Here is a 24731-nt window from a genome sequence, read left to right on the forward strand (position 1 = left end):
AGTTTCCCAATTAGTTACAAGCTCTCTATATCTTTTTTCTCTTTAGCCCGGAGACGTTCCAGCACGTTCTTTCCCACATCAATCAAGTTATTCACGATGTTATCTGACTTTCCCGACCGGGTAATCAATTGAAACACGGGTTCTCGTTGTTCTTTCACCGATGCCCGGAATTGAAGTCCCTCGTACGGGGAAGTCAGTATCTCGTTCGGTTGCGGGGCCATGATCTCTACAGGAACTTTCAGTTGCTTTTTCAATTCGATAGCATCCGGCGGAATCACCCGTTCCACGCCCACGATTGTTTCTCCCGCTTCTGCCTCCCGTTTCATAAACTGCACCCTCTCAATCTCCGGTTCCACGATTGCCTCCGGCTCCGGTATCCCCGGTAACAAGATTGTCTCCGTCTTAACCACAGTCACTGGTAAATCCTCCATGGAAAATTCTTCTTTTCTCGTGGAATAAATAGCCACCACGATCCCCAAAGCCACTACCGCAGCGATAGCTGCGTAGCGTTTGACGAAAAGTACCGCCCCGGACTTACGATACATCCCTGCTTTCCCCTCGAATCGACATGTCGGGTCAGGCTTTACTTTAATCTTGGCACACGTTTCAACTTCCCGTTCAAACACGTCTTTATCGACATTCCCGTCCACCCACGCCTGTTCTTCATCCGTGATAACACCCTCGGCGGTAGCAATGGCATAATACTCAAGTTCCCTTTCCCGTACCGTCCGTTTTATCTCTTCTTTTTTACCGAAAACTTCCGCAGGAACTTCCAGTCGCACCTCGTCCATCCCGTCGAGTAACTCCCGCAAGTCGGTGTAAACCAACAAGAATGCCTCCACCTCTGCCTGTTCTCTCGCCGACAAGTTCCCATCCATGTACTCCATGAAATAAATCTCGTAATTCTCTCTCGTTATCATATCTCCTCCCGCTTAAACAACCACATCCGGCCTGCGGATATAGGCTTTCATAAATGCTCTCGCCCGAAAGATGTACACTTTCACCTGCGATTCGTTCAACCCCGTGATCCCGGCAATCTCCCCGTAAGAATACGCCTCGTAGTCCCGCAGGAGAATCACCGTTTTCTGCACCGGGGGCAACTTTTCCAAGGCTATATTCAATATTTCTTGTAACCCCGTGTATTCCTCCCGCACCTCCCCGGCCCGGTCTGCCACGGTCTCAATATCCCCAAACTTCGTTTCCCGCCGTAAGACGTCAATCATCCTGTGATACGCCGTGCTGAAAAGAAAAGACTTTGCCTTATCGTAAGCGATATGCCCCACTTCCTCCCAAAGTTTCATGAAACTATCTTGCACGACATCTTCCGCCATCTCCTTCGACTTGCACATTTTAAGGATAAAACGATACACACCATCGGAGAAATGGTCCACGGCCCGGTTATACTCGGTTCTAGTCATTCTGTTTTACCTTGGTCCATAACTCGACACGTTTCACGTCACGCCAACGCACGTAAACGACTTCTCCCCCCGTCCGGAAGACCAGTATCCCGTCATTCGCCGCTGTCACATCACACATCGTCCCCAACACCAGCTCGGTTCCCCCCGACAACTTGACCCACGTGTATTTATAGTTTTTGGGTTCTATCTTCTGCACATACTTGAAAGGTACACGGTAAGATATATTCCCGTTCTGCCCGTCCAGTAATTCGAAATCCATGGCCTCGTCGAGATCATACACCAGCACCCCTTCCAGCGATAGTCCGTCCCGTGTTTCCACCCTCCCGGACAAACGTTCGGGAGCCGCAAAATCATCGTAAACAGGAAGATTCAATTGATCGAGAGGGATGGAACGAAACAGCTTGAAGTCATGCCACCCCACGATCACCTGCCCGACAGACGGCAGGTTGATGGCTATTCCCCGGTTCGTGGCGTTCACGTCGTTTTCTCCCCACATGTAAAGTTCCCTGCCGCTATGAAGGGTTACCAAGGAAGAGTTTCCCAGCGACTTGATACTCGCTATATTCTTGAATGCCACGGAAACCCCGCTGGATTCCGTCCGCCCGTCGAGTAACGCACCCAGTGAATTCTCGTCCAGATCCCATTGGACAAGCCCCTTGTACATCCCGTAAGGCGTTTCCACGATACCCGCGATGGGACGATCTTTCGGCTCGGGGATCGTGTCAGGTGCGGCGGAAAAAACGATCTCGCTGATATGGTCCCATACCACGCTTTCCGTCTTTCCATCCCGCAGTTCCACGGCAATCCAGTTACCGATGGCAAGCGACCGCCCCCGTTCGAGTTCAGTGACATTTCCCCCTTTCACACCCAATTCAATCCGCCTATCACCGATCACCCGAATCGATCGAATATTCCCGAAACGACAAGAGAATTCATGCTCCGGCGGGGTATCTCTCCGCCCATCACTGAAACGAACGTTATCACCCATAATATCCCGATACCGCATGTACGGGTTCCCTATTTTTCCCGCAGTGAAAATGTCTGTCCAGTAAAGGTTTTTTCCCCACGTGATGTACCCGCAGATTTTACGATTCATCACCGTAGTCACTTCCCCGTAAATCCGTATTGCCCGACTATTCTGCGCAGACCCGTTAGTCACGCAGGCACAACAGATTAAGCACCCAGTTATCCATGTTTTTAACATACCACACTATTTTTGTTTATTAATGGGACGAATGAATCAGGCGAAAAGTTACAAAACGAATGAAGATATAGAAAACAATTTAAATTAAAATCCGGCTCAACAAAAGAGATTACCCCATGTTAAGTCGGATTTAAAATAAATTATATTACGAAATAATATTCTTGATTCATTCCGCATCCAACCGCTTGAATCCTTTCCCTAGAATCTGGTTAGCGTCGAATATCGTCACGAAAGCATTCGGATCAATCTTATAGATCGCTTGTTGTAAAGTAACCATCTGACGACGGTTGACCATAGTCATAATCATTTCTTTATCTGAACGATTATACATACCCTGTATCGGCACGATAGAACCACCGCGGTGCAAATCATTCAATATATAGGTCCGTATTTCTTCTATTTTATCGGAAATAATAAAGAAACTTTTTTCACTGTCAAAACCTTGCAGAATCATGTCGATCGTCTTTCCCATGAGGAAAATAACTAGCCATGAATACATCGGAACCTTCCAATCCTGAAACATAAGGAATCCGAAAAGTACGATAACAAAATCCACGGACATTTGCATTTGACCGAGAGAACGATGTGTCCACTTGTGCAAAATATTTGCCAGCACATCAGTTCCACCACTTGATGCACGTGTTTTCATAATCATCCCCACACCTGTTCCCATCACAACACCACCGAAGATACACGCCAATAAAACTTCATCCCCTAATTTAAAAGGATCGAGCGCAACCATAGGGTCCGTAGGGATAGGTTCCCCCATAAGCATCAATAATATAGTTGGTAAACTGTCAGAGAAAACGGCAACAAGGATAAAACAAATAAATGTTTTTAAGCCAAAACCAGCTCCCAACACCCGCATCCCCAATAAACTCAACGGCAAATTAAAACAAAGAGCCGCCATACCTATCGGGAAACCCCACTTATGTTGCAAGACAATCGTGATACCATAAATTCCTCCCGGTACAATTTTATAAGGAGCCATAAAACAACTATATCCCAATGCCAAGATAAAAGCCCCCCCGACAAGCAAAGCATATGTCTTAAACCACTCACGGGTAAACGGTTTCTCTTTCAAAAGTATATTCACCATTTTATCTGATTTTAATTCGGCCGCGAATATACATCTATCTCATTTTTGAAAACATGACAAAAGTCATCTTTTTATAAGAATTTTTTCCCTTCTATTATTTAACATTTGAGAATTACCTATGGCATTGATTTTGCTTGTCCAAAAATATTAATTATAATTGCACACTTTTTCCAAATTGTGAAATTAAAATGAGAACAACCCTACTGATTACAAAAGAAAAAATTATCAGCGTGGCACAAAAATTGTTCATTGAAACAAGTTTTTATCGGACTACAATGAAGGATATTGCCCGTGCCGCTAAAGTTAGCCGGCGTACGCTATACACTCATTTTAACAGTAAGGAAGATATTTTTAACCACATTGTAGATCAAAAAATAGAATTAATAGAACAAAAACTCGAACAGGCAGTCAGAACGGCCTTGCCAGCCGACAAACGGTTGAAGTTATATATCAAGGAACGATTCAATTTAATCGCGGAACTCATGGGCGGCAGCCAACCTATCAAGGAAACTTTTTTACACAATAACAGTAAGATTGAAATACTACGGGAGAATATAGACAAGCAGGAAATCGAGCTACTCTATTCAATCCTTCGGGATGGGGCCGATGCGGGAATCTTCTCAATCAAACAACCCCGGCGCTTGGCTAATTCCCTACAATCCGTCTTTAAAAGCTTGGAATTCGGTTTTATACGCCAGTACGAACATCAACCACGACCACAAGTGATTAACGAATATATTAACATATTATTTCACGGTATAATTAAGAAATAAACTAACACACACTATTATATGGAATTATATATCAACGCCTTCGCCCATTATCTCCCGGATGACCGAGTACCAAACTCCTACTTCAAGGACGTGAACGGTCTGGACGACGAGTGGATTCGCACTCGTACCGGAATAAGTACCCGGAGCAAGGCTGGCGAAAACGAGAACACAAATACCATGGCCCTAGAGGCCGTTAAACGCCTGAATGAAAAACTACCCTTCCCCATAGAGGAAGTCGACTTGATCGTGGCCGCCACTTACTCGCCTCACGACACCGTAGCCACGGCAGCACACATGATACAACGCCATTTCAAAGCACGAGCCGCACGCTGTCTCACCGTTTCGGCAGCCTGTTCCTCGTTTATCAATGCCATGGAAATCGTTGAAGGGTATTTTGCCATGAATAAGGCAACGAAAGCAATCGTCGTGGCATCCGAGCATAACACGGAATACAGCAACGAGACGTGTCCGCAAAGCGGTCATCTATGGGGTGACGGGTCTGTGGCTATTGCCATCTCCACTATGCCGGAAGGAGAAAAAGCCGCCCGCATACTTAATATATTCACCCGCGGACTTGGCCACATCGGTAAAGCAGACACTGCCGTATATTTACGCCCACATCACGGGGGGATCGGAATGCCGGAAGGACGTGACGTGTTTATCAATGCCTGCCATTACATGATCGAAGGGTTAAATGCTGTAACCAACAGCCAAGGTATAAAACTGACAGATTTGAAATTCATCGCATCACACCAAGCCAACAAGCGAATCATGGCTACCGTTGCACGTCAGATCGATTTCCCCGAAGATCACATGTTATCGAACATCGAGGAAGTAGGTAACACGGGATGCCCTAGTTGTGCTATCGCCTTATCGCAAAACCTTGATCGAGTCGACCATGGTGACCTCGTGGCACTCTCCGTGTTCGGGGGTGGGTACTCTTGCGGGGCAGTACTCTTGCAATTTTTATAAGCAAATACAGAATCAAAAAAATGAATCCCAATGAACACTCATTTGGATTCATTTTTAGTCTATACGCGATAAAAAAGATATACCTTTGCACGAAAGAAATTACCATGAATGACCAGACTGTAATATGTGCCATTGCCACGGCCCCCGGAATGGGTGCTATTGCCGTGATTCGCCTGTCAGGAAAAGGATGTATTGAAATTTGTGACCGGATATTTGTTTCACCTTCCCATAAAAAACTGGTGGATGTTCTTCCGAATACAATTCATTTCGGAAAGATCGTCAACAAGGAGGAACTGATTGATGAAGTACTAATCTCCGTGTTCCACGCCCCCCACTCCTTCACCGGAGAAAACTCCATCGAAATTTCTTGCCATGGTTCAGTATACATTCAGCAACGCATATTACAACTATTAATCTCCTCCGGAGTACGGCTTGCCGCCCCTGGAGAATTTACTCAACGGGCTTTCTTGAATGGTAAAATGGACCTTTCACAAGCAGAAGCCGTTGCAGATCTAATCGCCTCGTCCTCGGCAACCGCCCACAAAATGGCATTAAGCCAAATGCGGGGTGGATTCTCGGACGAACTGATGAAACTGCGAATGGAACTGTTGCACATCACCTCCCTGTTGGAACTGGAACTGGATTTCTCGGAGGAAGACGTGGAGTTCGCCGACCGATCGGAACTACGGGGCATTGCAGTCGGTATTGATACATTAATTTCTCGCCTATGTGCCTCCTTCTCCCTCGGCAACGTGATCAAAAACGGAATTCCGGTAGCCATCGTCGGTAACACTAACGTGGGGAAAAGTACCCTACTCAACGCTCTGCTAAAAGAGGATCGTGCCATCGTCTCTGATATAGAAGGCACTACCCGCGACGTGATCGAAGATACGATTAACCTTCAGGGAATCACTTTCCGATTTATCGATACGGCAGGCATCCGCCACACAGACGACCAAGTAGAAAACATGGGTATCGAACGTACTTTTTCCAAAATTGAACAAGCCCGTATCGTATTGTTTTTAATAGATGCCACCAAAAACACGGAACAATTCCTTCCCTATTATACCCAAGTGAAAGAACATCTCGGACCGGATACCCGCTTAGTCATTTTACTCAACAAGACAGACCAAACAGATTCTGCCAACATGATCTTGTCACAAATCACATCTCTATCTTCCGGGGAAAAGATTCTCCCGATTGCTGCAAAGACTGGATATAACATCCATCACTTGGTGGACGAGCTAGTTTCCACGATCAACCTAAACGCTCTTCATTCAGGAGATGTTATCGTCAGCAATGCCCGCCATTACGAAGCCCTCTCCCATGCCCGCCTAGCCATCGAGCGAGTCATCACAGGACTGGACTCCTATCTTAGTGGTGAGTTTGTATCACAAGACATTCGGGAATGCCTTCATTATCTCGGGGAAATCACGGGACAAATCACGACGGATGAGGTATTGGGAAATATATTTAAGAATTTTTGCATCGGGAAGTGACATAAAGAAAAGAAAAGCATAAAAAGAGAAAATATAAATCCGTAAAATGCGATAAATCAATGATTTTATGAGAATTTGTATTTTCTCTTTTTCTCCATACTTTCTGCCTGTTTTCATATTTTTTTCGTATTTTTGTCCCCAGATTGTCCCCCGAAAGGGATGCGAGGGACAAAAATCTGTCCCCCAAAGACAATGAATCACATCTCTCATTAAAATAGAAACAGGCTATGACTAAGAAAACAACAATCCAGAAAGAACCCGTAAAATTACGGGAAAAGAAGTTGGCAAACGGTAACGTGAGCTTGTATCTCGACATCTACAGAAATGGGAAACGTCAGAAAGAGTATTTGAAACTTTATCTGATCGATGCCACTACTCCACTGGAGCGTGAGCAGAACAGACAGACATTGGCAACCGCTCAGGCTATAAAATCCAAACGCCTCATTGAAATGCAGAACGGAGAGTATTCTTTCACTCGCCAATTCAAAGAAGATACTCCTTTTTTGGAATACTATCGGAAGATGGTTGAAGAAAGACACAAGAATCCTGAATCTGAGGGAAACTGGGGTAACTGGAGAAGCTGCTTGCGTTATCTCGAAATCTATTGTGATGAGAAAACCACATTCAAAGATATTACTCCGGAGTTTATAAACGGCTTCAAGGATTTTTTGAATAATGTGGAAAAAGACACTCACAAGCGTACCGGCCCACGTAGAGAAAGGGATGTGTTTCAAGGCTTGTCCCAAAACTCAAAAGTCTCTTATTTCAATAAGCTCCGCGCCTGTATCAACCAGGCTTACGATGAAAGAATCATACCTGTAAATCCTTTGCGTGGAATCGAGGGATTCAAAGCCGCAGAAGTAAAGCGTGACTATCTGACCTTGGAAGAGGTAAAACAGTTGGCTGCTACTCCTTGCCGCTACCCTATTCTAAAAAGAGCTTTCCTCTTTTCGTGCCTGACCGGACTTCGCAAAAGCGATATTCAGAAACTCACATGGAGCGAAGTTCAAAAATTTGGAGACTACACGAGAATCGTCTTCAAACAAAAGAAGACTGGCGGACAGGAGTATCTTGACATTTCCTCACAGGCAGAAAAATACCTCGGTGAAAGAGGCAACCCGGAGATCCCGTCTTTACAGGATTTACATACGGAGCTTGGACTTCATTGGAATTACAGCGTTGGAGCATGGCTGCCAATATCAATAAGAATCTGACCTTCCACTGCGGGAGACATACCTTCGCTGTGCTTATGCTTGACTTGGGCGCAGACATCTACACAGTATCAAAACTATTAGGACACAAAGAGTTGGCGACCACACAAATTTATGCAAAGGTGCTTGACAAAAACAAGCAGAATGCCGTATCATTGATTCCGGACATTGATTAAATCCCGTGCTTATGACAAGGCAAGAAACCGTTATAAAGATAACGAAGATTACCCGAATCGTCGGCGAAATGAAAAGCCAGTTGGATTTGGATGACGAAATCGAATTTGAAGCACTTGACTCTTCGTGGATGAATATCGGAAAATGGGCGAAAGAGATTTGTCTATATATGGAACAAGCTCCCTCTCCTCTTTTGGCAAACCTTATAACAAATAACGAATTTACCGTTCCTGTCGTAAACTATGTACAAAGTCATAGGCTGGAAATTGATTCTGCATACGTCAAGGTAATTGACTGTTATGCGAACAATATGCAAGCGTTGCTGTCACTTTGCAAAAGGCAAGAAGAGGAGGTGAAAGGCGAATATAAAGATTTGATTGAGCCTTTAGCCAATGAACAGGTGGCTACATTATTACAAAGAGCCATACGCGCAGGTCTTTTGGATGAACACTATCAGCCGATGCCGCAAACGAAGCCGCTGCAACTGAAAGTGATAGCCTATGCTGTATCTACCATCTGCAAACTTCCCAGCACCTACATCCTTTTTGAAAAGCAATGGAAAAGGGAATATGGAAAGCGATTCAGCACTTGGCGTGTTCCGAGATACAATACGGGACTTTACGAAACGACCAAAGCCCTCTACTCTGAAGTTGACTTTACTGAATTTGAGCCAACGCATCAGACAGAGACATTCTACACACCACAGAGTGAAGAAGATATAGCAGTGTTGTATCGAGATTTAGTGAAATACGGATACATCGCACCTGATACTGGCTTGAAAACATTTGTCGGCATTTTCAATAAAAAGACATTCCGCAAGCCGGTAGAATGGATTAAAACGCAACGGCAGTTGTCCTTTTTCGTCTATCAGGCATTTTACAAATTCAACAAGAAGGACTTGTGGATAAAAGGAGAATGTTGTTTCAGCATAAACGGACACACTCCGCACAAAGCTTGTTTTGTATCAGGTTACAGTTGGATTAAGCGAGCCGGATGGTTGGATAGGTATGATGTTAAATTAAAGACTATCTGTGATAAGTTCAACCACATTGAAAATACGTTCAATGAAGAAACTTCTGATGAACGGCTCATTCATACGAGCAAAGTTGTATTTTACAGTCCGAATAGCGAAGATGAGATACATTTAATGTTCTCCGCTCTACTTGACGGTGGATATATCTCCTCCGACACCACATTTACCGCATTCAAAGGTATTTTCGATGAAACGGTATTTGAACATCCTATAGTATGGATGAAAACACAGACTTCACTTATGTATTTTGTACATTTGGCCTTTAAGCAACACAATCCCTATGATGTATGGGTAAAATGCGTAAACTGCTTCCGCTTGCAAAATGATAAAGTACCTAACAGAGAAAGTATGGATAGTAATTTTCGTTTTATAGTAAAAAAAGGATTGATGGACACATACGACATTCAACTTAAAACCATTGCAGATAACTATCTTAGCACTCAAAACAAAAATGCCATCAACGCAAAGGTGGCAAACAACAATACTTAAAATAATGTTTTATGTCAAAGAAATTATCTTTGCACCTCTCTCTTTTTGAAAAGAGCGATGCGAGGTTTCCAATGGACTCCTGCGCAGACCGGTAAAGAAGGGCTATTCCGGTTGGTTGAGCAAGCCCATAAGTCTTACAAAGACGAAGTCACCACACGGCAAAAAAGTTACAGGCGATACGTGCTTGACTTTACCCATTCCCATCGGTTTCACGATGCGAATGATGCCTGGAGCAAGAATGAACATCTAAAGAATTACCACACGGTAATAGAGCTTCTGGGGAAGCATGAAATTTTGATTCGCAAACATTTCGACCATGACCTATTGGACGAAAATGGGATCATAAAACTTCTGAACGAATTTTACGCCATTGACCTGTCGGAATCCGCTACCGAGTCCGACAACAGCAGTCCGGGGAATCCTATTCAGACCAATCAGAATACCAACATCAAACCTTTACTTGACAGACATACTCTGGACCTCATTGTGCAGCTTGCCAATGAGGTCTGTTTGTTTAAGGAAGTTTTGGATGCAGACAATGTTGCCATTTGTTATGCGGCAGACACATTGCAGACTGTGACTTCAAGAAACAACAGCAAATTGGTTTTATTGTTGGATAAACTGGCTTCACACGATGTGATAACCTATAACTGGCAATCGGTAATTGCCCAAAAACATCTTGTCATCAGTTCTTCAAGGAAGAAATTACTGACCCAACACGATATGTCATCAACCCTCAATCGGATAAAAGACACCACTCCCAACGCCATAGATAAGCAGTTTTTGGCAATCATAGACAAGTATATCACTCTAATCAAAAACAGAGAAGTATAACAAAGGAATAACAAATTGTTGAGAGTTGTATTGAGAATTGTGTTGATACTCAATAATCTCAACATAATCAAGCGAATATACTCATCTACCTTTGCCCTCCGTAATCGATTACCCACGGAGGGCATACCTCGCATTGTCAAATTTAACAGCATCAATCAATGAGACATCGAAGAACGACAAATGAAAATAAGATGCTCTCCAAAATGGAGAACATGATTTCGATGATGGCAACGGAGAAACCTTTTGAACGGCTCCAATCGTTAGAACAAAAGATCAACGAAGTGGATAAAATCCAGACCATCGAGAATTACATTGCACAGTTGAAAGAGCGTATTTGGGCAGTCAAGGAAGTACTGACTACCGCTGAAGCTTCTGCTTATCTCGGTTTGTCCGAGAGTTATATCTACAAACTCACTTCTCTCAAGCAAATACCACACTACAAGCCAAACGGCAAATTGGTGTATTTCAATAGAAAGGAACTTTGCGAATGGGCAATGAGAAATCAAGTACAAACAATAGGGCAACCTGCTGCTATAACAAAAGAAGAATTATGAATAGAAAAGAAATAGACTTACTACTCTCTCGTATCGAAGGATTGAAATCATTCCTCGAAAACAACTCCTTGGAAAATTTTCAGCAGGAAATTCTGAATGTTGAAAATTACCTGAAACGATTCGGTTCTTTGGCCGAACTGCTATCCCATCTTGAAAATGTGGAAAAGATAGCTTATGCCGCAAAAGAGTTTCTCAATATAGACGAGGTAGCCGCCTATCTACAAGTGTCCAAAGGCTATGTCTATAAGTTAACCATGCAGAAAGAACTTACCGTGTATAAGCCGAATGGGAAAAACATATTCATTCTCAGGGATGACCTGAACCGATGGATAAAGCGCAACCCCTGTTTCTCCAATGCAGAAATAGAAAGGCAAGCCAATGTCATCGCTTACACATTGGGACAAAAAAGTAAGAACAAACCAACAAAAGGAGAAAAAAAATAATGCAACCTGATATGATACAACCCAACAATTATCGGATAGACGAAGCCAAATATAAGTCTTTATTGAAATATATACGGCTGAGTGTTACCGAAAAATATGAGTTTCCACAGGAAATCGTACAAATAGACGGTGTTACCATTGCCACAATCGGAAATTTCAGTGCTTCCACGGGCAAACCCAAAAGCAAAAAGACATTTAATGTCAGTGCCATTGTCGCGTCTGCTCTTTCCGGAAAAGAGATTCTAAAATATAAGGCAGAACTGCCGTCTTGCAAGAATAGAATCCTATACATCGACACTGAACAAAGCAAGTGCCATTGCCACAAAGTCCTTCATCGAATCCTCAAACTGGCAGGATTGCCTACTGACCAGGAAAATGACAACATCCAATTCTTGGTTCTGCGTGAATACACTCCCGACCAAAGGAGAGATATTATACGATGGGCACTCCACGAAGAGCAAAACATCGGGCTCGTAATCATTGACGGCATCCGTGATTTAATCCATGACATAAACAGTCCCAGTGAATCCCTTGACATAATCAATGAACTGATGAGATGGTCAAGCTATTACGAGCTGCATATCCACACCGTGTTACATCTAAACAAAGGCGATGACAATACCAGAGGTCATATAGGAACAGAACTGAACAATAAGGCCGAGACTATCCTGCAAATATCAAAAAACAATGAAAATGGAAAAATCAGCGAAGTAAGGGCCATGCACATAAGGGACAGGGAATTTACACCTTTCGCATTTGAAATCGGAGAAGACTCTCTCCCGCACTTGGTAAAAGAGCATCAATTCAAAAAGAACAAAATGGACAGACTGACTTCCTATACGGATATGACCGAGCAGCAACACCGAACTGCCCTGGAATCAACATTCGCAGAAAGTGCAGAATATGGCTATCAGTCTCTGCTTGATGCCCTAAAAAAAGGATATGAAAGCATTGGGTATTCACGAGGAAGAAACACACTGGTAAACTTGTGTAAATTTCTGTTGGAACATCATGCCATTACAAAAAACGGCCGTACCTACTCCTATAATAGTTCATTCCATCTCTAAGCAGTATGGTTTAGTTTGTGGGTATATATAAGTAAACCATACTAAAATGAATATAAAAGAAGCGAAACAGATACGGCTCGTGGAATATCTGCGGATAATAGGACATTCTCCGGTCAATGCGCGTGGCTGCCAGTATTGGTATCTCTCCCCATTGCGAGAGGAACGTACCCCCTCGTTCAAGGTCAACGATAATTTGAACGAATGGTACGACTTTGGGCTTTCTGCCGGAGGTGACATCATAGAACTGGGAAAACACCTTTATCGTACTGGCAATGTAAGTGTGGTATTGCTCCGCATCAGCGAGAATGCCATTGGTGTACCCTTTCAACAGTTACAAAGCCGGAGTGTCCGTCCCTGTCCTATCGAGGAAGAAATGGAAAACGTGGAAGTAAGAGAACTGAGCCACCATGCCTTGTTGTCTTACCTCCGTTCCAGGTATATCAGTGAGAATATCGGCAGGCTGTATTGTAAGGAAATTCATTATGAGCTACGCAAAAGACACTATTTCGCCATAGCCTTTGAAAACAAGACCGGCGGTTACGAGGTGCGCAATCCTTATTATAAAGGATGTATAAAGGGGAAAGACATATCCGTCATCAGGTATAACAAGGATATAATCCAAAACCATGTCTGCGTGTTCGAGGGTTTTATGGACTTCTTGTCTTACCAAGAACTTAATAGAAAAGGAGACTATCATGTCTGCATCGACAGCCCTACCGATTTTCTCGTGATGAACTCAGTCAGTAATCTGAAAAAGTGTCTTGTGGAACTGGAACGGTACACCACCATCCATTGCTATCTGGATAACGACCTTGCCGGGCGAAAAACAGTCGAAACTATTACCGGACTTTACGGGGAAAAGGTAATCGACCACTCCGAAAGTTACTACAACTACAAAGATTTGAATGACTATCTGAGAGGTAAAAGGCGTTAGTCTTTGTCTTCCCTCTGATAGAAATCTTCCAACCAGCGAAAGGCTCTCCCAAATACGGAGGGCTTTTCTTGTTTATTACCCCGGACAAAACCCGTCAAAGTATGATAATTGAGTATGATTTTAGATTTTCTCGGAATAATGTTTAATATTCAGCCGCTTTTCACGAGGATATTTCGTAGTATGAAATTATTGTATTTCCTTTGCGTTCATATTTTAATCATATTCTAAAATCAGACTATAAGATATGAAAGCATATTTCATCTTCGCCATTGCGCTGACCGTGGCATACATCATCTACTACGCTGTGATGATAGCAAGAGACCTTTATGGTAAAAACGAAGAAAAGATAAAATCCGGAGAAGAAGAATTTGACGTGAGCGATTTTGACGAGGAAGAAAGCGTCAGCGTGGTGGAGAACGACAAGGGCTTCAATATCGGTGACAACGAGTATGAGACCCACTACATCGATGAGACACAGAATGTATCGGAGGAAACAAATTCCACAGACGAAAAGCCAAAACAGGATGTCATCGAGGCTCTGAACAACAAAGTCAAGGCTAACATGGAAGAGACACAGGTTACCTTCTCCAATCCCTATAACTCTGCGGAGCTGTACAAGCTGATGATTCAAAACGGCATTGGAGAATTGCATCCGGACAGAGGTGTAACCACCAAGAACGTAATTGATGAACTATGACCCGACACAATGGCAAAAGAATACTAAGCGCACTATGTGCGCTGCTCCCTTGTTCCGTCTTCGCTAAAAGCGGCGGCGTGAACTACTCGTGGGGAGCGGACGCGCTGGCTTCCATGCACGACTATGTGGTGACGATGATGCTCTATGTCCAGTACATCATTTACGCGGTTGCAGGAGGTTTTGCGGTCATAGCCGCATTCCAGATATACATCAAGATGAACACGGGCGAGGACGGAATCACCAAGCATATACTCACGCTGGTCGGAGCCTGCCTTTTCATCATCGGTGCGACAATAGTCTTTCCGGCATTTTTCGGCTATCGAATTTAGAAAATCACGAGTGTAAAACAATCAATAAAGTTCAATTAAAACAAGACAAGTATGTTTGAAAAAGTAAAACGATTCGCAAAGAAAATCGCGACTTCAAAGAAAACGCAAATGACCTGCCTGATGGTAATGTGCGGTGTGACCGCTTTGATGGCACAGACTACCGCAGGAGACTACTCGGCCGGGACAGCGGCTCTGACCCAAGTGAGCGAGGAAATCGCCAAGTATGTTCCTATCGTGGTGAAACTCTGTTACGCCATTGCCGGTGTGGTAGCCGTAGTGGGTGCGATCTCGGTATATATCGCGATGAACAACGAGGAGCAGGATGTCAAGAAGAAGATCATGATGGTGGTCGGAGCCTGCATCTTCCTTATCGCGGCAGCCCAGGCACTTCCTCTGTTCTTCGGACTCTCCTAAACCGCAGGTATCATGAACGGGAAAGAGGAACACTATCCGGATTATCCATTGTTCAAGGGGCTGCAACGTCCCCTTGAATTTATGGGTATTCAGGGTCGCTACATCTATTGGGCGGCAGCCACGATAGGCATCGCCATTGTCGGCTTCATCATAGCCTACTGTATGGCAGGATTCGTCCTTGCCCTGATTATCCTGTCCGTCACCGTGACAAGCGGTGTGGGACTGATTCTGTTCAAGCAGCGCAAGGGACTGCACAGCAAACGGCAGGAACGTGGGGTGTTCATCTATGCCTACTCAAAGAAAATGTAACAGAAAACCATTTGACCATGAATGGATATATTGAATGTTGAACGTGGGTGGGCTTGACCTTTCAATAGGTCAGCCTGCCCTTAATTGTAAACAGCCGAATGATTATATATGTTTTCATAGTCTTCATTGCCCTTTGCGTGGGCATGGCCGTGTCGGTCTATGCCTTTGGAACTGGCGGCAAGCGGAAACGCATCTTTCAGGACATCTATTTCTCCGTGGAAGAAGCGAACGGGATTGGTGTGATATATACCAAGACTGGAGAATATTCTGCCGTGCTGAAACTGGAGAACCCGGTACAGAAATATTGCGCCAATATCGACTCTTACTATGAGTTCACGCAACTTTTCACCGCCATTGCCCAGACTTTGGGAGAAGGCTATGCCATACACAAGCAGGATATTTTTATCCGGAAAAAGTTCACGGAAGAGAGTGACGAGAACCGTGAATTTCTCTCCACATCCTATTTCCGTTACTTCAACGGCAGACCTTATACCGACAGCGAATGTTACCTGACTATCACACAGGAAGTCAAGAAAAGCCGTCTGTTTTCTTTTGACGGCAAGAAGTGGCGAGACTTCCTTGTAAAGATACGCAAGGTTCACGACCAGCTGCGTGATGCCGGCGTACAGGTGAGATTCCTGAACAGGCAGGAAGTCAATGAATATGTTGACCGTTATTTCGCCATGAACTTCCGTGACAAGGTAGTCTCGATGACTAACTTCAAGGTGGATGACGAATGTATCTCCATGGGAGACAAACGGTGCAAGGTGTATAGCCTTGTGGATGTGGATAACGTGAGCCTGCCGTCTGTCATCCATCCCTACACCAACGTGGAAGTCAACAACAGCAGTATGCCGATGGATCTGGTGTCGGTTGTGTCCGGCATTCCCAATACCGAAGCGGTGGTGTATAACCAGATGATATTCATTCCCAACCAAAAGAGAGAACTGGCCTTGCTTGACAAAAAGAAGAACCGCCATGCGAGTATGCCCAATCCCGGAAACCAGATGGCGGTAGAGGACATCAAACGTGTGCAGGAGGTGGTGGCAAGGGAAAGCAAGCAACTGGTCTATACGCACTACAATCTTGTAGTAGCCATGTCCGCGGACACCGACATCCACAAATGCACCAACCATCTGGAAAACCAGTTTTCAAGGATGGGCATCCATATTTCCAAAAGAGCCTACAACCAGTTGGAGCTGTTCGTCAATTCCTTTCCGGGCAACTGTTACGGTATGAATCCCGACTATGACCGTTTCCTTACCTTGGGTGATGCGGCAGCCTGTCTGATGTACAAGGAACGCATCCTGCATAGCGAGAAAACTCCTTTGAAGATATATTACACGGACAGGCAAGGCGTGCCTGTGGCTATCGACATCACAGGAAAAGAGGGCGCGGAGAAATTGACCGACAACAGCAATTTTTTCTGTTTAGGTCCAAGTGGCAGCGGCAAGTCGTTCCACATGGAAGTTTCAGAGGTCAAAACGGAGACAAACGGCTGCAAAATCGGGTGTTGTAAAACCTTGATTTACAGCTAATATGTTTTAACAAACGGAAAATTCGGCTATTGGCGTTTAGTCCTTATTGGAGTATTTTTGTACCGCAGTTGTACCACGTGGGAGGGGTCACACGGCACGACAACCTTTCAACAACGTACAACAGCTTTCAACAGCGTGCAATTAAATTTCTTCGATAATGGACCGTCATAATGAACACAATTTAACAGGTCAGCCCGGCTATGGCTGGGATATGACAGACAAGCCTTTCCTCACTATCAGGGAAGTGGCAGACCTTCTGCAAGTGAGCAACCGCACCGTGTACAACCTTATATATAACGGTACGCTCCGGGCTTGCAGGCTGACATACCACATTACGCTAATCACCAGAGAAGATTTCTTCCTGATGATTAAGGAAACAACCTACTGCAAGCGGAGCGTATCAATCTTCGCAAGGCAGGAGAAAAAGACTAAAAAGAAGAAAATGGACGGTAACAGACAGAACATAGAGAATACGGAACTTTCCCGACAAGAGGGAAAGAACAAGCCCAAGGGCAGCCCGAAAAAACGGCAGCTCATTCCGGCGGCAAACTACAAGCAGTCCGTGCGTGACACGTTCACGGACAGCGAAAGTGCCGGAAACGACCTTTATACAATGGCGGAGATATGCCAAAAGTTCAGTTATACCTACGGACGCTTTTACAATCTCCGTATGCGTTACTCGATACCCTGCATCAAAGCCAACGCCACCAAGTGCTTTCCCAAAGCGGAGGTGGACAAGGCTATGGCGGAGGAGGCGGAACGCTTGGGCAGCAACTTGTCGGAGCACTGGTATTCCTGTTTCGACATCATGCGCCTGTTCGGTCTGGGCAAGACCCAAGTCCGCAGGTTCGCCCTCACCCATGGGGTAAGGACAAAGCGCATACACGGCAACCGCCTTTACTATCTCAAAGCCGACTGGGACGCAGCCCGGAAGATAGCGGAACGTAAGAGCGCAAGCACGAAAGCCAAGAGAGAACAGGAAAATGAATCAGACAACAATTAAATACATAACCGATATGACAAATATTTGTACGAAAGTGACAGTCAGGAAGCGACCTATCAAGAACGGGCAGTTGTCGCTGTATCTTGACTTCTATCCGCCCGTGCGACACCCGAAGACAGGCAAGCCGACAAGACGGGAGTATCTCGGTATATACATCTATGCCAATCCCACGGACAAGTTCGAGGCGGAGTTCAACAAGACCATGCTCCGCAATGCGGAACTTATCAAATGCCGCAGAACCGAAGCCATAATCAATGAGGAATACGGTTTCCTTGACCGCAACAGGGGAAAGGAGAGTTTCTTGGAGTATTTCCGTTCCAAAATGGCGGACGATGACAATTTCCGGAACTGGAATACCGCCTACAAGCATTTTGAAAGGTATTGCGGTGGTAACTGCACCTTTGACGATTTGACGGTGGAATACTGCCAGGGGTTCCTCACCTACATGCTGTCCCTCACCACGCAGACCAAAACCAAGATAATGGCTTCCACCGCCAACAACAACTTGAACAAGCTGAAATGTGTCTTGCGCATCGCTTATGAGGAGAAGCGGATAAAGGAGAACATCGCCCCACGGCTGAAACACGCAAAGGAAAGCAGCACAAGGCGTGAGTTCCTGACGCTCGAAGAGGTGAGAATGCTTGCCGACACGCCTTGCGAGAAGCCTGTCATAAGGACTGCCGCACTATTCTCCTGCCTTACGGGACTGCGCATTAGCGACATCATCCGCTTGCAGTGGGAGAACATCATCAAGGGTGCGGACGGTGGTTGGTGCATGCACATCGTCACCAAGAAGACAAAGACGGAAGCCGTGCTGCCGTTGTCCGATGAAGCACTCGCACTGTGCGGTGAGCGTTCCACCGGGCAGGTGTTCAAGGGGCTTACGCAGACCATTCTCCCCCTGTATCTCAAAGACTGGATAAAGTCTGCCGGAATAACGAAGCACATCACCTTTCACGGATTTCGGCACACCTACGCGACCCTGCAGCTTGCCGCCGGGACAGACCTCTACACCATATCGAAGATGCTCACGCACAGCAATGTGGCAACCACACAGGTCTATGCGGACGTGGTGAACGACCTGAAGCGCAAGGCTTCCGAACAGATAACGCTGAAATAATGAACCACACAGAATAAAACAAGGAGACAGATATATGGATAACATCACATTTGAACAACTCCCGCAGGCTGTTTCCATGCTGATTGAAAAAGTCGGACAGCTTGCGGACAAGGTGGAGAAAGTGCTGGGCAATACAGGGCAGAGACAGGAAAGGCGGTTGCTCACTTTGGACGATGTGGCGACCTTGCTTAACAAATCCAGTTCCACCATTTACGCCATGACATCCGACAAGCGCATTCCCTACCACAAGAGGGGCAACAAACTCTATTTCTTCGAGAATGAAATCATCGCTTGGATTGAGCAGGGCGGAACATCGGGAACGGGCAACGAGGAAGAGTTTAACAAACGGCTTGAGGCATTGCGTGGCAGCAAGAGGCGCAAACCGGATTCACTTAAAACAGGCGGCATGTAGCTGACCGTTGTAACACCATAATATCATAGACTATGTGCAAGGACAAACAGACCATACACTACTGCACCATTCTTTCTACCGGGCAGTGGGATTTTCTTTTGAAAGGCAAATTTTCCGCTTTCAGGCAGAAGTGCCTGCATCGGCTGATGACCGGTGCGGTACGGGCAAGAACTGTCTATAAAATCAAGGGTGTTGAAATTGTCTTGGAGGTGGGACAGGTGGCGGCTTCCGACGTGGAACTGGCGGAATACTTGGGATGCAACCGCAAGACAATCGGCAAGCTCGTTGACAGCCTTAACCGGCTTGGTATGCTGACCACCCGAACCAACAACCGCACTTCCATTCATACCCTGCATTTTCTTACAGGCTGGTATGTCGGGGGTGTCCTCGTGACCAACCCCCATTATGTCAGACCTTCGGCTACCACCAAAGGAGAGACGGGCAGTGTGCGGACACCTCTTTCCGATGATTTGCCGTTAGTGGGTGAACAGACTATCGTACCGGGTGGCAGCCAAAGCGGGGTGCGGAATACGGACAGCACAACAGCCCTTTTTCCTTCCCTCTGTTCGCCTGTAATTCCCACCCCGTCAGAGAACGGGCAGGAAGTTTGTTTGTCTGATACAAACAGGACACCCGACGATGACGGCACAGAAAGCCCAAAAGAGGCGCAAGACGGCACGATTGGCAGCGAAACATACCCGAATACAGGGAAGAGAATTTGAACGGCTCAGAACGCAGGATTTCAAGAGGGACTTCGTTGGCGTGGCGTGAGTGACCGGGCTTGTCCCGGTATAGCCCACTATAACTTCTCCGCTACGCTCCAAAGTTGTGGGCTCTCCCGAGGGGCTGGGCGTTGCCCCGTCCCACTCAGGGCGCTGCCCTAAGAACCCGGTCGGAGGACTGTCTGCCCCCAACACCCCCGACCAAAGAGTGACCCTCTCTTTGGAAACTCCGCTTAGTGGTTTCCACCCCTAAGAACCCGGAGCAGGAAGTGACCCTCTCCCTGCACCCACCGATTAAGGCGAAGCCCTAATAACCCACACGTGAAACTCAAAAAACAAGCAAACCTATGGCAAAGAAAACATCAATCAACATAAAGCCCTGCAATGTGAGAAGCAGCGGACCGCATAACAGGCGGACTGCGGAATATCTCGCCAATATCCGCAAGGAAAAGATATACGTCCGTACTGACCTCATGGCGAAAAACGAGGAATGGGTAGCACCTGAACTGGGCAAAACCTCGCTCGAAGAACGCAACAGGCAGATAGCCGCAATGGTCAAGGAGAAGACAGGTCGGGCGATGCAGACAAAAGACCGGAAAAAGGTGAACAAAAAGACGGGAAAGGTGACCATAGTACGGGGCAGCACGCCAATCAAGGAGGGGGTTGTCGTAATCAAGGAAGACACCACGATGAAGCAGCTGCAGCATTTCTGCGAGGTGTGTAAGGAACGTTGGGGAATCACACCACTGCAAATATTTATCCACCGGGACGAGGGGCATTACGTCAATCCCGGTGAAGCTGCCACATGGAAGCCAAACCTTCACGCCCATATCGTTTGGGACTGGATGAACCATGACACGGGCAAATCCTGCAAGTTGAACGGGAAAGACATGGGCGATATGCAGACGCTGTTAGCCGAGTGTCTGGAAATGGAAAGGGGCACCTCGAAAGAGATAACAGGCAAGAAGCATTTGGAGCGCACGGACTACATCATCGCCAAGCAAAAGCAGGAAGCCGAACGAGCCAAAGCCGAAAAGGATGCAGCCAAAGCCGAGAGGGATGTGGCTCTCCGTGAGGCGGACAAAGCCAAGACGGAGCAGGAAAAACTAAAAGCCGGGAACGAGGAGAAAGAACGGCGCAGCGCAGAACTCGACAGCGAGATTGCCGACAAGGAGGAACGGGCACGGAAAGCCGACAGGGAGAACACGGACAACATAAAATCCGGTATTGCCAACCTTTTGGGCAAAGGCAAGTACGCAGCCATTGAAAAGGAAAATGCCAGATTGAAAGCCGAGAACGAGCGTATCAGGAAAGCGTTTCCCGGTGCCGTAAACAACAAGGTGGAGGAACGGACAAGGGCATTAGCCACAGAGAAGCAGGAAATCGAAGCCGAGCGTGACAGGGCTTTGGCGCAGAACCGTTCACTCGGCATGGAGAGGGACAAGGCTGTCCGGCAGCTTCAGGAGCAGAAGACCGGGGAACAGCACCGCATCAGTATGGCGGTGATCCGAGCCACAGAAGAAAAAGACAAGACAATCCGTTTGCTGCAAGGTGCGCTGAAATCGAGCCGGGACATTCTGAATTTGCTTGCTGATATTCTCTATAAGGCAAGCGAGATATTCAGGCGAGCCGTTGATGCGATTATCCATTTCGGTACGGAACAGCACAAATCAATATTCGCCCCGTCCGAAGCCGCCGACATCAAGAACGTAATGCAGGAATATGGGGAAACCACCGACCAACAAAAGGCAGTGGGGACATGGCTGTGTGGTTATGCGGAACACAGGCAGCCTTTTGATGAAATCAAACATCGCCACACACTCAATGAGGTGGGCGATGTGGCAGAGGGTAAGTATGATTGGAAGATTGAGAGAGGACAAGATAACGGAATAAAGATGTAAAAACTCTGATGATGAATGGACTACCAAAATCCTCTTCTGTGCGAGAACCTACCGAAGCGGAATAATGAGTTGAGAGATATAGTATATGTAGATTGAGGCGTATTGCGACCATAATATGCAGCAGAATTGATTTGTGAAGAAACAATCATCGGGTCATTGCCGTTTTGCACTGCCTTAGCAAATACATCCATTATTTCGTATTTGTTACCATAATTAGCATTAGGTTGCATCAAAATTTCGGCTACTACCTGACGTATAGAGCGAGGATATATTATAAAAGTATTGTTTGCATTACAAGTAACATTCTTAAACTCACTATTCCCGAAGAATACGATAACAGAATAAATTGGAATGCCGGGATTTTGCGGTAAACATTGCCTAATGGCTTGAATATGTCCGGAATTTTGCATAACAGGATTATAGAAGCGATGTTTTTCCTTACCATACGCCAATAACTGTGTCCAATACCTCTGATGTTCGTTACCAAAAATCCAACCGCTATAATCCTTGACTTCAAACACAATAATGCCCGCTTTTGTCGCAACGGCTACATCTACTTGCGTGTATTCCCCATTCGGTTTTTGAATATACAAGTCATGAAATATGGCTTTAGGATTAATACCACCTTTCAATAAATTCAGTACCACTCTCCGTTCCGACCATTCGCCACGAGTAATGGGCGTAACCTGTTCGATAAGTTGCCGTTCTTTTCGTTTGACATAAACAAGATAGACAACACCTATTATCAAACAAATAGGGAATATGATAAACGTGAGTGGCATTGATGATTATTCGATAATTTAATAAAACGCTATGCAGGATGTTTGAATGATGAAATCGCAAGACCCAAATGCTTACTTGAAAGCAATTATAGGAATTACTTTTGTATCTCCATATTCATATGGTTGATACTTATAGTTCCCAATTTGTCTTGCGCATTTTCCATGAGGAGCTTTCACTATTTGTTTATTGTAAAAATTGCTGCCCTCTTGAGCTAATATTAAGACTTCTAAATCAGAAGTAAATATATGTCCCCCTATAGTCTCTCTAATTTCCAGTGCAATAGCATCACCAGATTCCAAGACCTCCTGCACTTCAAAATTTTTCCGGCTTACGCAATCTCCTGGTTTGTCAAACAATGTCTTTCCGGAATTATTTTTAGCTGAAACTGTTTTATTTGATTTAGGCAATTCTACACCGTCAATTATTCTAATAGCCGGAACTGTTTTTTCTATTTCCATTTTGGTGTTGTATTTATAAGTTCCCACATGTTGAGCGCATTGATCGTTTTTAAGAACGATTTTTTGATCATCATAGAACTGTTGATTTTCATTTGGTATAATAAAAACTATTGCACCAAAAGAGTCATCGGCATGGGCTAATGCACACCCAGATTCTACCACTTGGAACACCCTAAATTGTGAGTATTCCATATAATCTCCGGGTTCTTCAAACATTTCAAGTCCAATAATTCCCGAATTGTTAGATAGATTAATGCAAAATGCGAAAGCAAATGTGAGTATAACACCTGTGATTATACCAAGCACGTAAATAAGCCATTTTTTCATATTCAATGATAATTATTCTTTATTTATTAGTTAACAAGGTGAGCCTTAACTAATAGTCAAGGCTCGTATGCTTAACACCTATTGTTATATATCCTCCAAATCCTTTTGGATTTTGGTTTCTACATTTTGAGAATCACGGTATCGAATAATAACAACACCGTCAGAATAACCAGCTTTCTCGATTGATAATTCAATAGTTCCACCAGTGACATTCCAAGCACTTGCATAAGTAACTGTTCCTTGTCCTAATTCGTACATGAGAGAAATATTGCTGTCCTGACGGCTCGGATTATGTTCTCGGCAAGCAGAAGGCTCACCATACTTACGAATATATAAGCCTTTATAATAGTCATAAGTATTCACAAGAGTATTCCATTCGCTACTTTCATCGAATATAACGACAACAGAGTGAACGCTTTTCCCATCATCTGTCGCACCGACACCGACTGTTGCCTGTCTGCCTGTAAAATCGCCTGTGAACGTCGTCACATTGTCGTCGCGCCCCAATTGTGTAAAGCCCTTCGTTTTCAGTTTTTGGCAAAATTCAGTCATACTTCCTTCAATAGGAATACCTTTAAAGGAAAGGTGTTCTTGTGCCATAGTATTGATTACAGCAACAAAGAGTAATGTGATTGCGATTAAAAATTTTCTCATTTTCTTCTTATGCCAATGGCTCTTTTAGTTCCAATTGAGCCGTTAATTACGCAGAAGCGTGGAACTGCAAATGCCACGTTCTGAATTGGAGGTCGTAGGAAACCTGTACACACGAATGTAGTAATAGCAGCCCACGCTATAGCGTGAGAACCACTATGCCACCCTTGTGTGTAATTGTGAAATTTCCTACGTTTCCAATTCACAAGATAAGCATAACGCTTCTTAATTTCTATGTCTCGGACAGGGTTTCCCCAATCCAAATACAAAGGTAATGAAATTCCCATAAAAAGCTCTCACTGATAGGTAAAAAACAGCATTTCAAGGCTCATTTTCCCTCTTTTTGTACCTCTATTGGCTCTC

At 45.1% G+C, this 24731-nt stretch carries 25 protein-coding genes and 2 pseudogenes; 20 read left to right on the forward strand and 7 right to left on the reverse strand.

Annotation, left to right across the window (positions count from 1 at the left end; genetic code table 11):
- Positions 1-14: 14 nt before the first annotated feature.
- The 4 genes from R8806_RS04455 to R8806_RS04470 form a co-directional block, all read right to left on the reverse strand.
- The gene (locus R8806_RS04455) at positions 15-920 is read right to left on the reverse strand and encodes a hypothetical protein (RefSeq protein ID WP_124316501.1); all 906 of its coding nucleotides are present in this window, start codon (positions 918-920) and stop codon (positions 15-17) included.
- Positions 921-932: 12 nt separating this feature from the next.
- Complete coding sequence (locus R8806_RS04460) at positions 933-1418, reverse strand: RNA polymerase sigma factor (protein WP_124316502.1); 486 nt, start codon at positions 1416-1418, stop codon at positions 933-935.
- Entirely contained in the window at positions 1411-2622 is a 1212-nt protein-coding gene (locus R8806_RS04465; RefSeq protein ID WP_124316503.1) for a hypothetical protein, read from the reverse strand. Before R8806_RS04465 ends, R8806_RS04460 begins: the two co-directional genes overlap by 8 nt.
- Before the next feature lie 166 nt (positions 2623-2788).
- Entirely contained in the window at positions 2789-3721 is a 933-nt protein-coding gene (locus R8806_RS04470) for a YitT family protein (protein ID WP_124318423.1), read from the reverse strand.
- Between the two features lie 188 nt (positions 3722-3909).
- Between R8806_RS04470 and R8806_RS04475 the strand changes: the two genes are divergently transcribed.
- The 20 genes and pseudogenes from R8806_RS04475 to R8806_RS04570 all read left to right on the forward strand — a co-directional run bounded on the left by R8806_RS04475 (position 3910) and on the right by R8806_RS04570 (position 22149).
- Positions 3910-4494, forward strand: a complete 585-nt coding sequence (locus tag R8806_RS04475) for a TetR/AcrR family transcriptional regulator (RefSeq protein ID WP_151411559.1) — start codon at positions 3910-3912, stop codon at positions 4492-4494.
- Between the two features lie 18 nt (positions 4495-4512).
- On the forward strand, positions 4513-5466 hold the full coding sequence (locus R8806_RS04480) for a 3-oxoacyl-ACP synthase III family protein (protein ID WP_124316460.1): 954 nt from the start codon (positions 4513-4515) through the stop codon (positions 5464-5466).
- A 104-nt stretch (positions 5467-5570) separates the two neighbouring features.
- Positions 5571-6965, forward strand: a complete 1395-nt coding sequence (gene mnmE, locus R8806_RS04485) for a tRNA uridine-5-carboxymethylaminomethyl(34) synthesis GTPase MnmE (RefSeq protein WP_124316461.1) — start codon at positions 5571-5573, stop codon at positions 6963-6965.
- 227 nt (positions 6966-7192) lie between these two features.
- Positions 7193-8352 (forward strand): annotated as a pseudogene (locus tag R8806_RS04490) (phage integrase SAM-like domain-containing protein).
- A gap of 11 nt (positions 8353-8363) precedes the next feature.
- Positions 8364-9872, forward strand: coding sequence for a hypothetical protein (locus R8806_RS04495; protein WP_151411560.1), 1509 nt, complete (start codon positions 8364-8366; stop codon positions 9870-9872).
- Between the two features lie 57 nt (positions 9873-9929).
- Positions 9930-10706 carry a hypothetical protein gene (locus R8806_RS04500; protein WP_167513909.1) on the forward strand — a complete coding sequence of 259 codons (777 nt, stop codon included), beginning with the start codon at positions 9930-9932 and terminating at the stop codon, positions 10704-10706.
- Positions 10707-10864: 158 nt separating this feature from the next.
- Complete coding sequence (locus R8806_RS04505; RefSeq protein ID WP_103878091.1) at positions 10865-11260, forward strand: helix-turn-helix domain-containing protein; 396 nt, start codon at positions 10865-10867, stop codon at positions 11258-11260.
- Entirely contained in the window at positions 11257-11703 is a 447-nt protein-coding gene (locus tag R8806_RS04510; protein ID WP_151411562.1) for a helix-turn-helix domain-containing protein, read from the forward strand. The genes R8806_RS04505 and R8806_RS04510 overlap by 4 nt, the downstream gene beginning before the upstream one ends.
- On the forward strand, positions 11703-12770 hold the full coding sequence (locus R8806_RS04515) for an AAA family ATPase (RefSeq protein WP_151411563.1): 1068 nt from the start codon (positions 11703-11705) through the stop codon (positions 12768-12770). Before R8806_RS04510 ends, R8806_RS04515 begins: the two co-directional genes overlap by 1 nt.
- 46 nt (positions 12771-12816) lie before the next feature.
- Entirely contained in the window at positions 12817-13704 is an 888-nt protein-coding gene (locus R8806_RS04520) for a toprim domain-containing protein (RefSeq protein ID WP_151411564.1), read from the forward strand.
- A 244-nt stretch (positions 13705-13948) separates the two neighbouring features.
- Positions 13949-14401, forward strand: coding sequence for a hypothetical protein (locus tag R8806_RS04525; RefSeq protein WP_008775139.1), 453 nt, complete (start codon positions 13949-13951; stop codon positions 14399-14401).
- Positions 14398-14730, forward strand: a complete 333-nt coding sequence (locus R8806_RS04530; protein ID WP_008775140.1) for a DUF4134 domain-containing protein — start codon at positions 14398-14400, stop codon at positions 14728-14730. The genes R8806_RS04525 and R8806_RS04530 overlap by 4 nt, the downstream gene beginning before the upstream one ends.
- 51 nt (positions 14731-14781) lie before the next feature.
- A complete protein-coding gene (locus R8806_RS04535; RefSeq protein WP_008770785.1) occupies positions 14782-15144 on the forward strand; it encodes a DUF4134 domain-containing protein in 363 nt (120 codons plus the stop codon).
- Positions 15145-15156: 12 nt separating this feature from the next.
- Complete coding sequence (locus R8806_RS04540) at positions 15157-15453, forward strand: DUF4133 domain-containing protein (RefSeq protein WP_151411565.1); 297 nt, start codon at positions 15157-15159, stop codon at positions 15451-15453.
- A gap of 98 nt (positions 15454-15551) precedes the next feature.
- A pseudogene (locus R8806_RS04545) lies at positions 15552-16919 on the forward strand (TraG/VirB4 family ATPase); the annotation flags it as partial.
- A gap of 229 nt (positions 16920-17148) precedes the next feature.
- The gene (locus R8806_RS04550) at positions 17149-17994 is read left to right on the forward strand and encodes a helix-turn-helix domain-containing protein (RefSeq protein ID WP_100717217.1); all 846 of its coding nucleotides are present in this window, start codon (positions 17149-17151) and stop codon (positions 17992-17994) included.
- A gap of 13 nt (positions 17995-18007) precedes the next feature.
- On the forward strand, positions 18008-19114 hold the full coding sequence (locus tag R8806_RS04555; protein ID WP_100717221.1) for a site-specific integrase: 1107 nt from the start codon (positions 18008-18010) through the stop codon (positions 19112-19114).
- A 34-nt stretch (positions 19115-19148) separates the two neighbouring features.
- Positions 19149-19526, forward strand: a complete 378-nt coding sequence (locus R8806_RS04560; protein ID WP_100717215.1) for a helix-turn-helix domain-containing protein — start codon at positions 19149-19151, stop codon at positions 19524-19526.
- A gap of 32 nt (positions 19527-19558) precedes the next feature.
- Positions 19559-20248, forward strand: a complete 690-nt coding sequence (locus R8806_RS04565) for a hypothetical protein (RefSeq protein WP_100717213.1) — start codon at positions 19559-19561, stop codon at positions 20246-20248.
- A gap of 347 nt (positions 20249-20595) precedes the next feature.
- Positions 20596-22149 (forward strand): mobilization protein, encoded by a 1554-nt coding sequence (locus tag R8806_RS04570; RefSeq protein WP_118327637.1) that lies wholly within the window; start codon positions 20596-20598, stop codon positions 22147-22149.
- A 20-nt stretch (positions 22150-22169) separates the two neighbouring features.
- Here the strand turns inward: R8806_RS04570 and R8806_RS04575 are convergent, their stop codons facing one another.
- The 3 genes from R8806_RS04575 to R8806_RS04585 form a co-directional block, all read right to left on the reverse strand.
- Entirely contained in the window at positions 22170-22898 is a 729-nt protein-coding gene (locus tag R8806_RS04575) for a nuclease-related domain-containing protein (RefSeq protein ID WP_229782893.1), read from the reverse strand.
- 105 nt (positions 22899-23003) lie between these two features.
- On the reverse strand, positions 23004-23717 hold the full coding sequence (locus R8806_RS04580; RefSeq protein WP_100717207.1) for a hypothetical protein: 714 nt from the start codon (positions 23715-23717) through the stop codon (positions 23004-23006).
- Between the two features lie 84 nt (positions 23718-23801).
- A complete protein-coding gene (locus R8806_RS04585) occupies positions 23802-24371 on the reverse strand; it encodes a hypothetical protein (protein ID WP_100717205.1) in 570 nt (189 codons plus the stop codon).
- Positions 24372-24731 lie beyond the last annotated feature (360 nt).

It is taken from the genome of Butyricimonas faecihominis (genome assembly GCF_033096445.1).
GTDB lineage: Bacteria > Bacteroidota > Bacteroidia > Bacteroidales > Marinifilaceae > Butyricimonas > Butyricimonas faecihominis.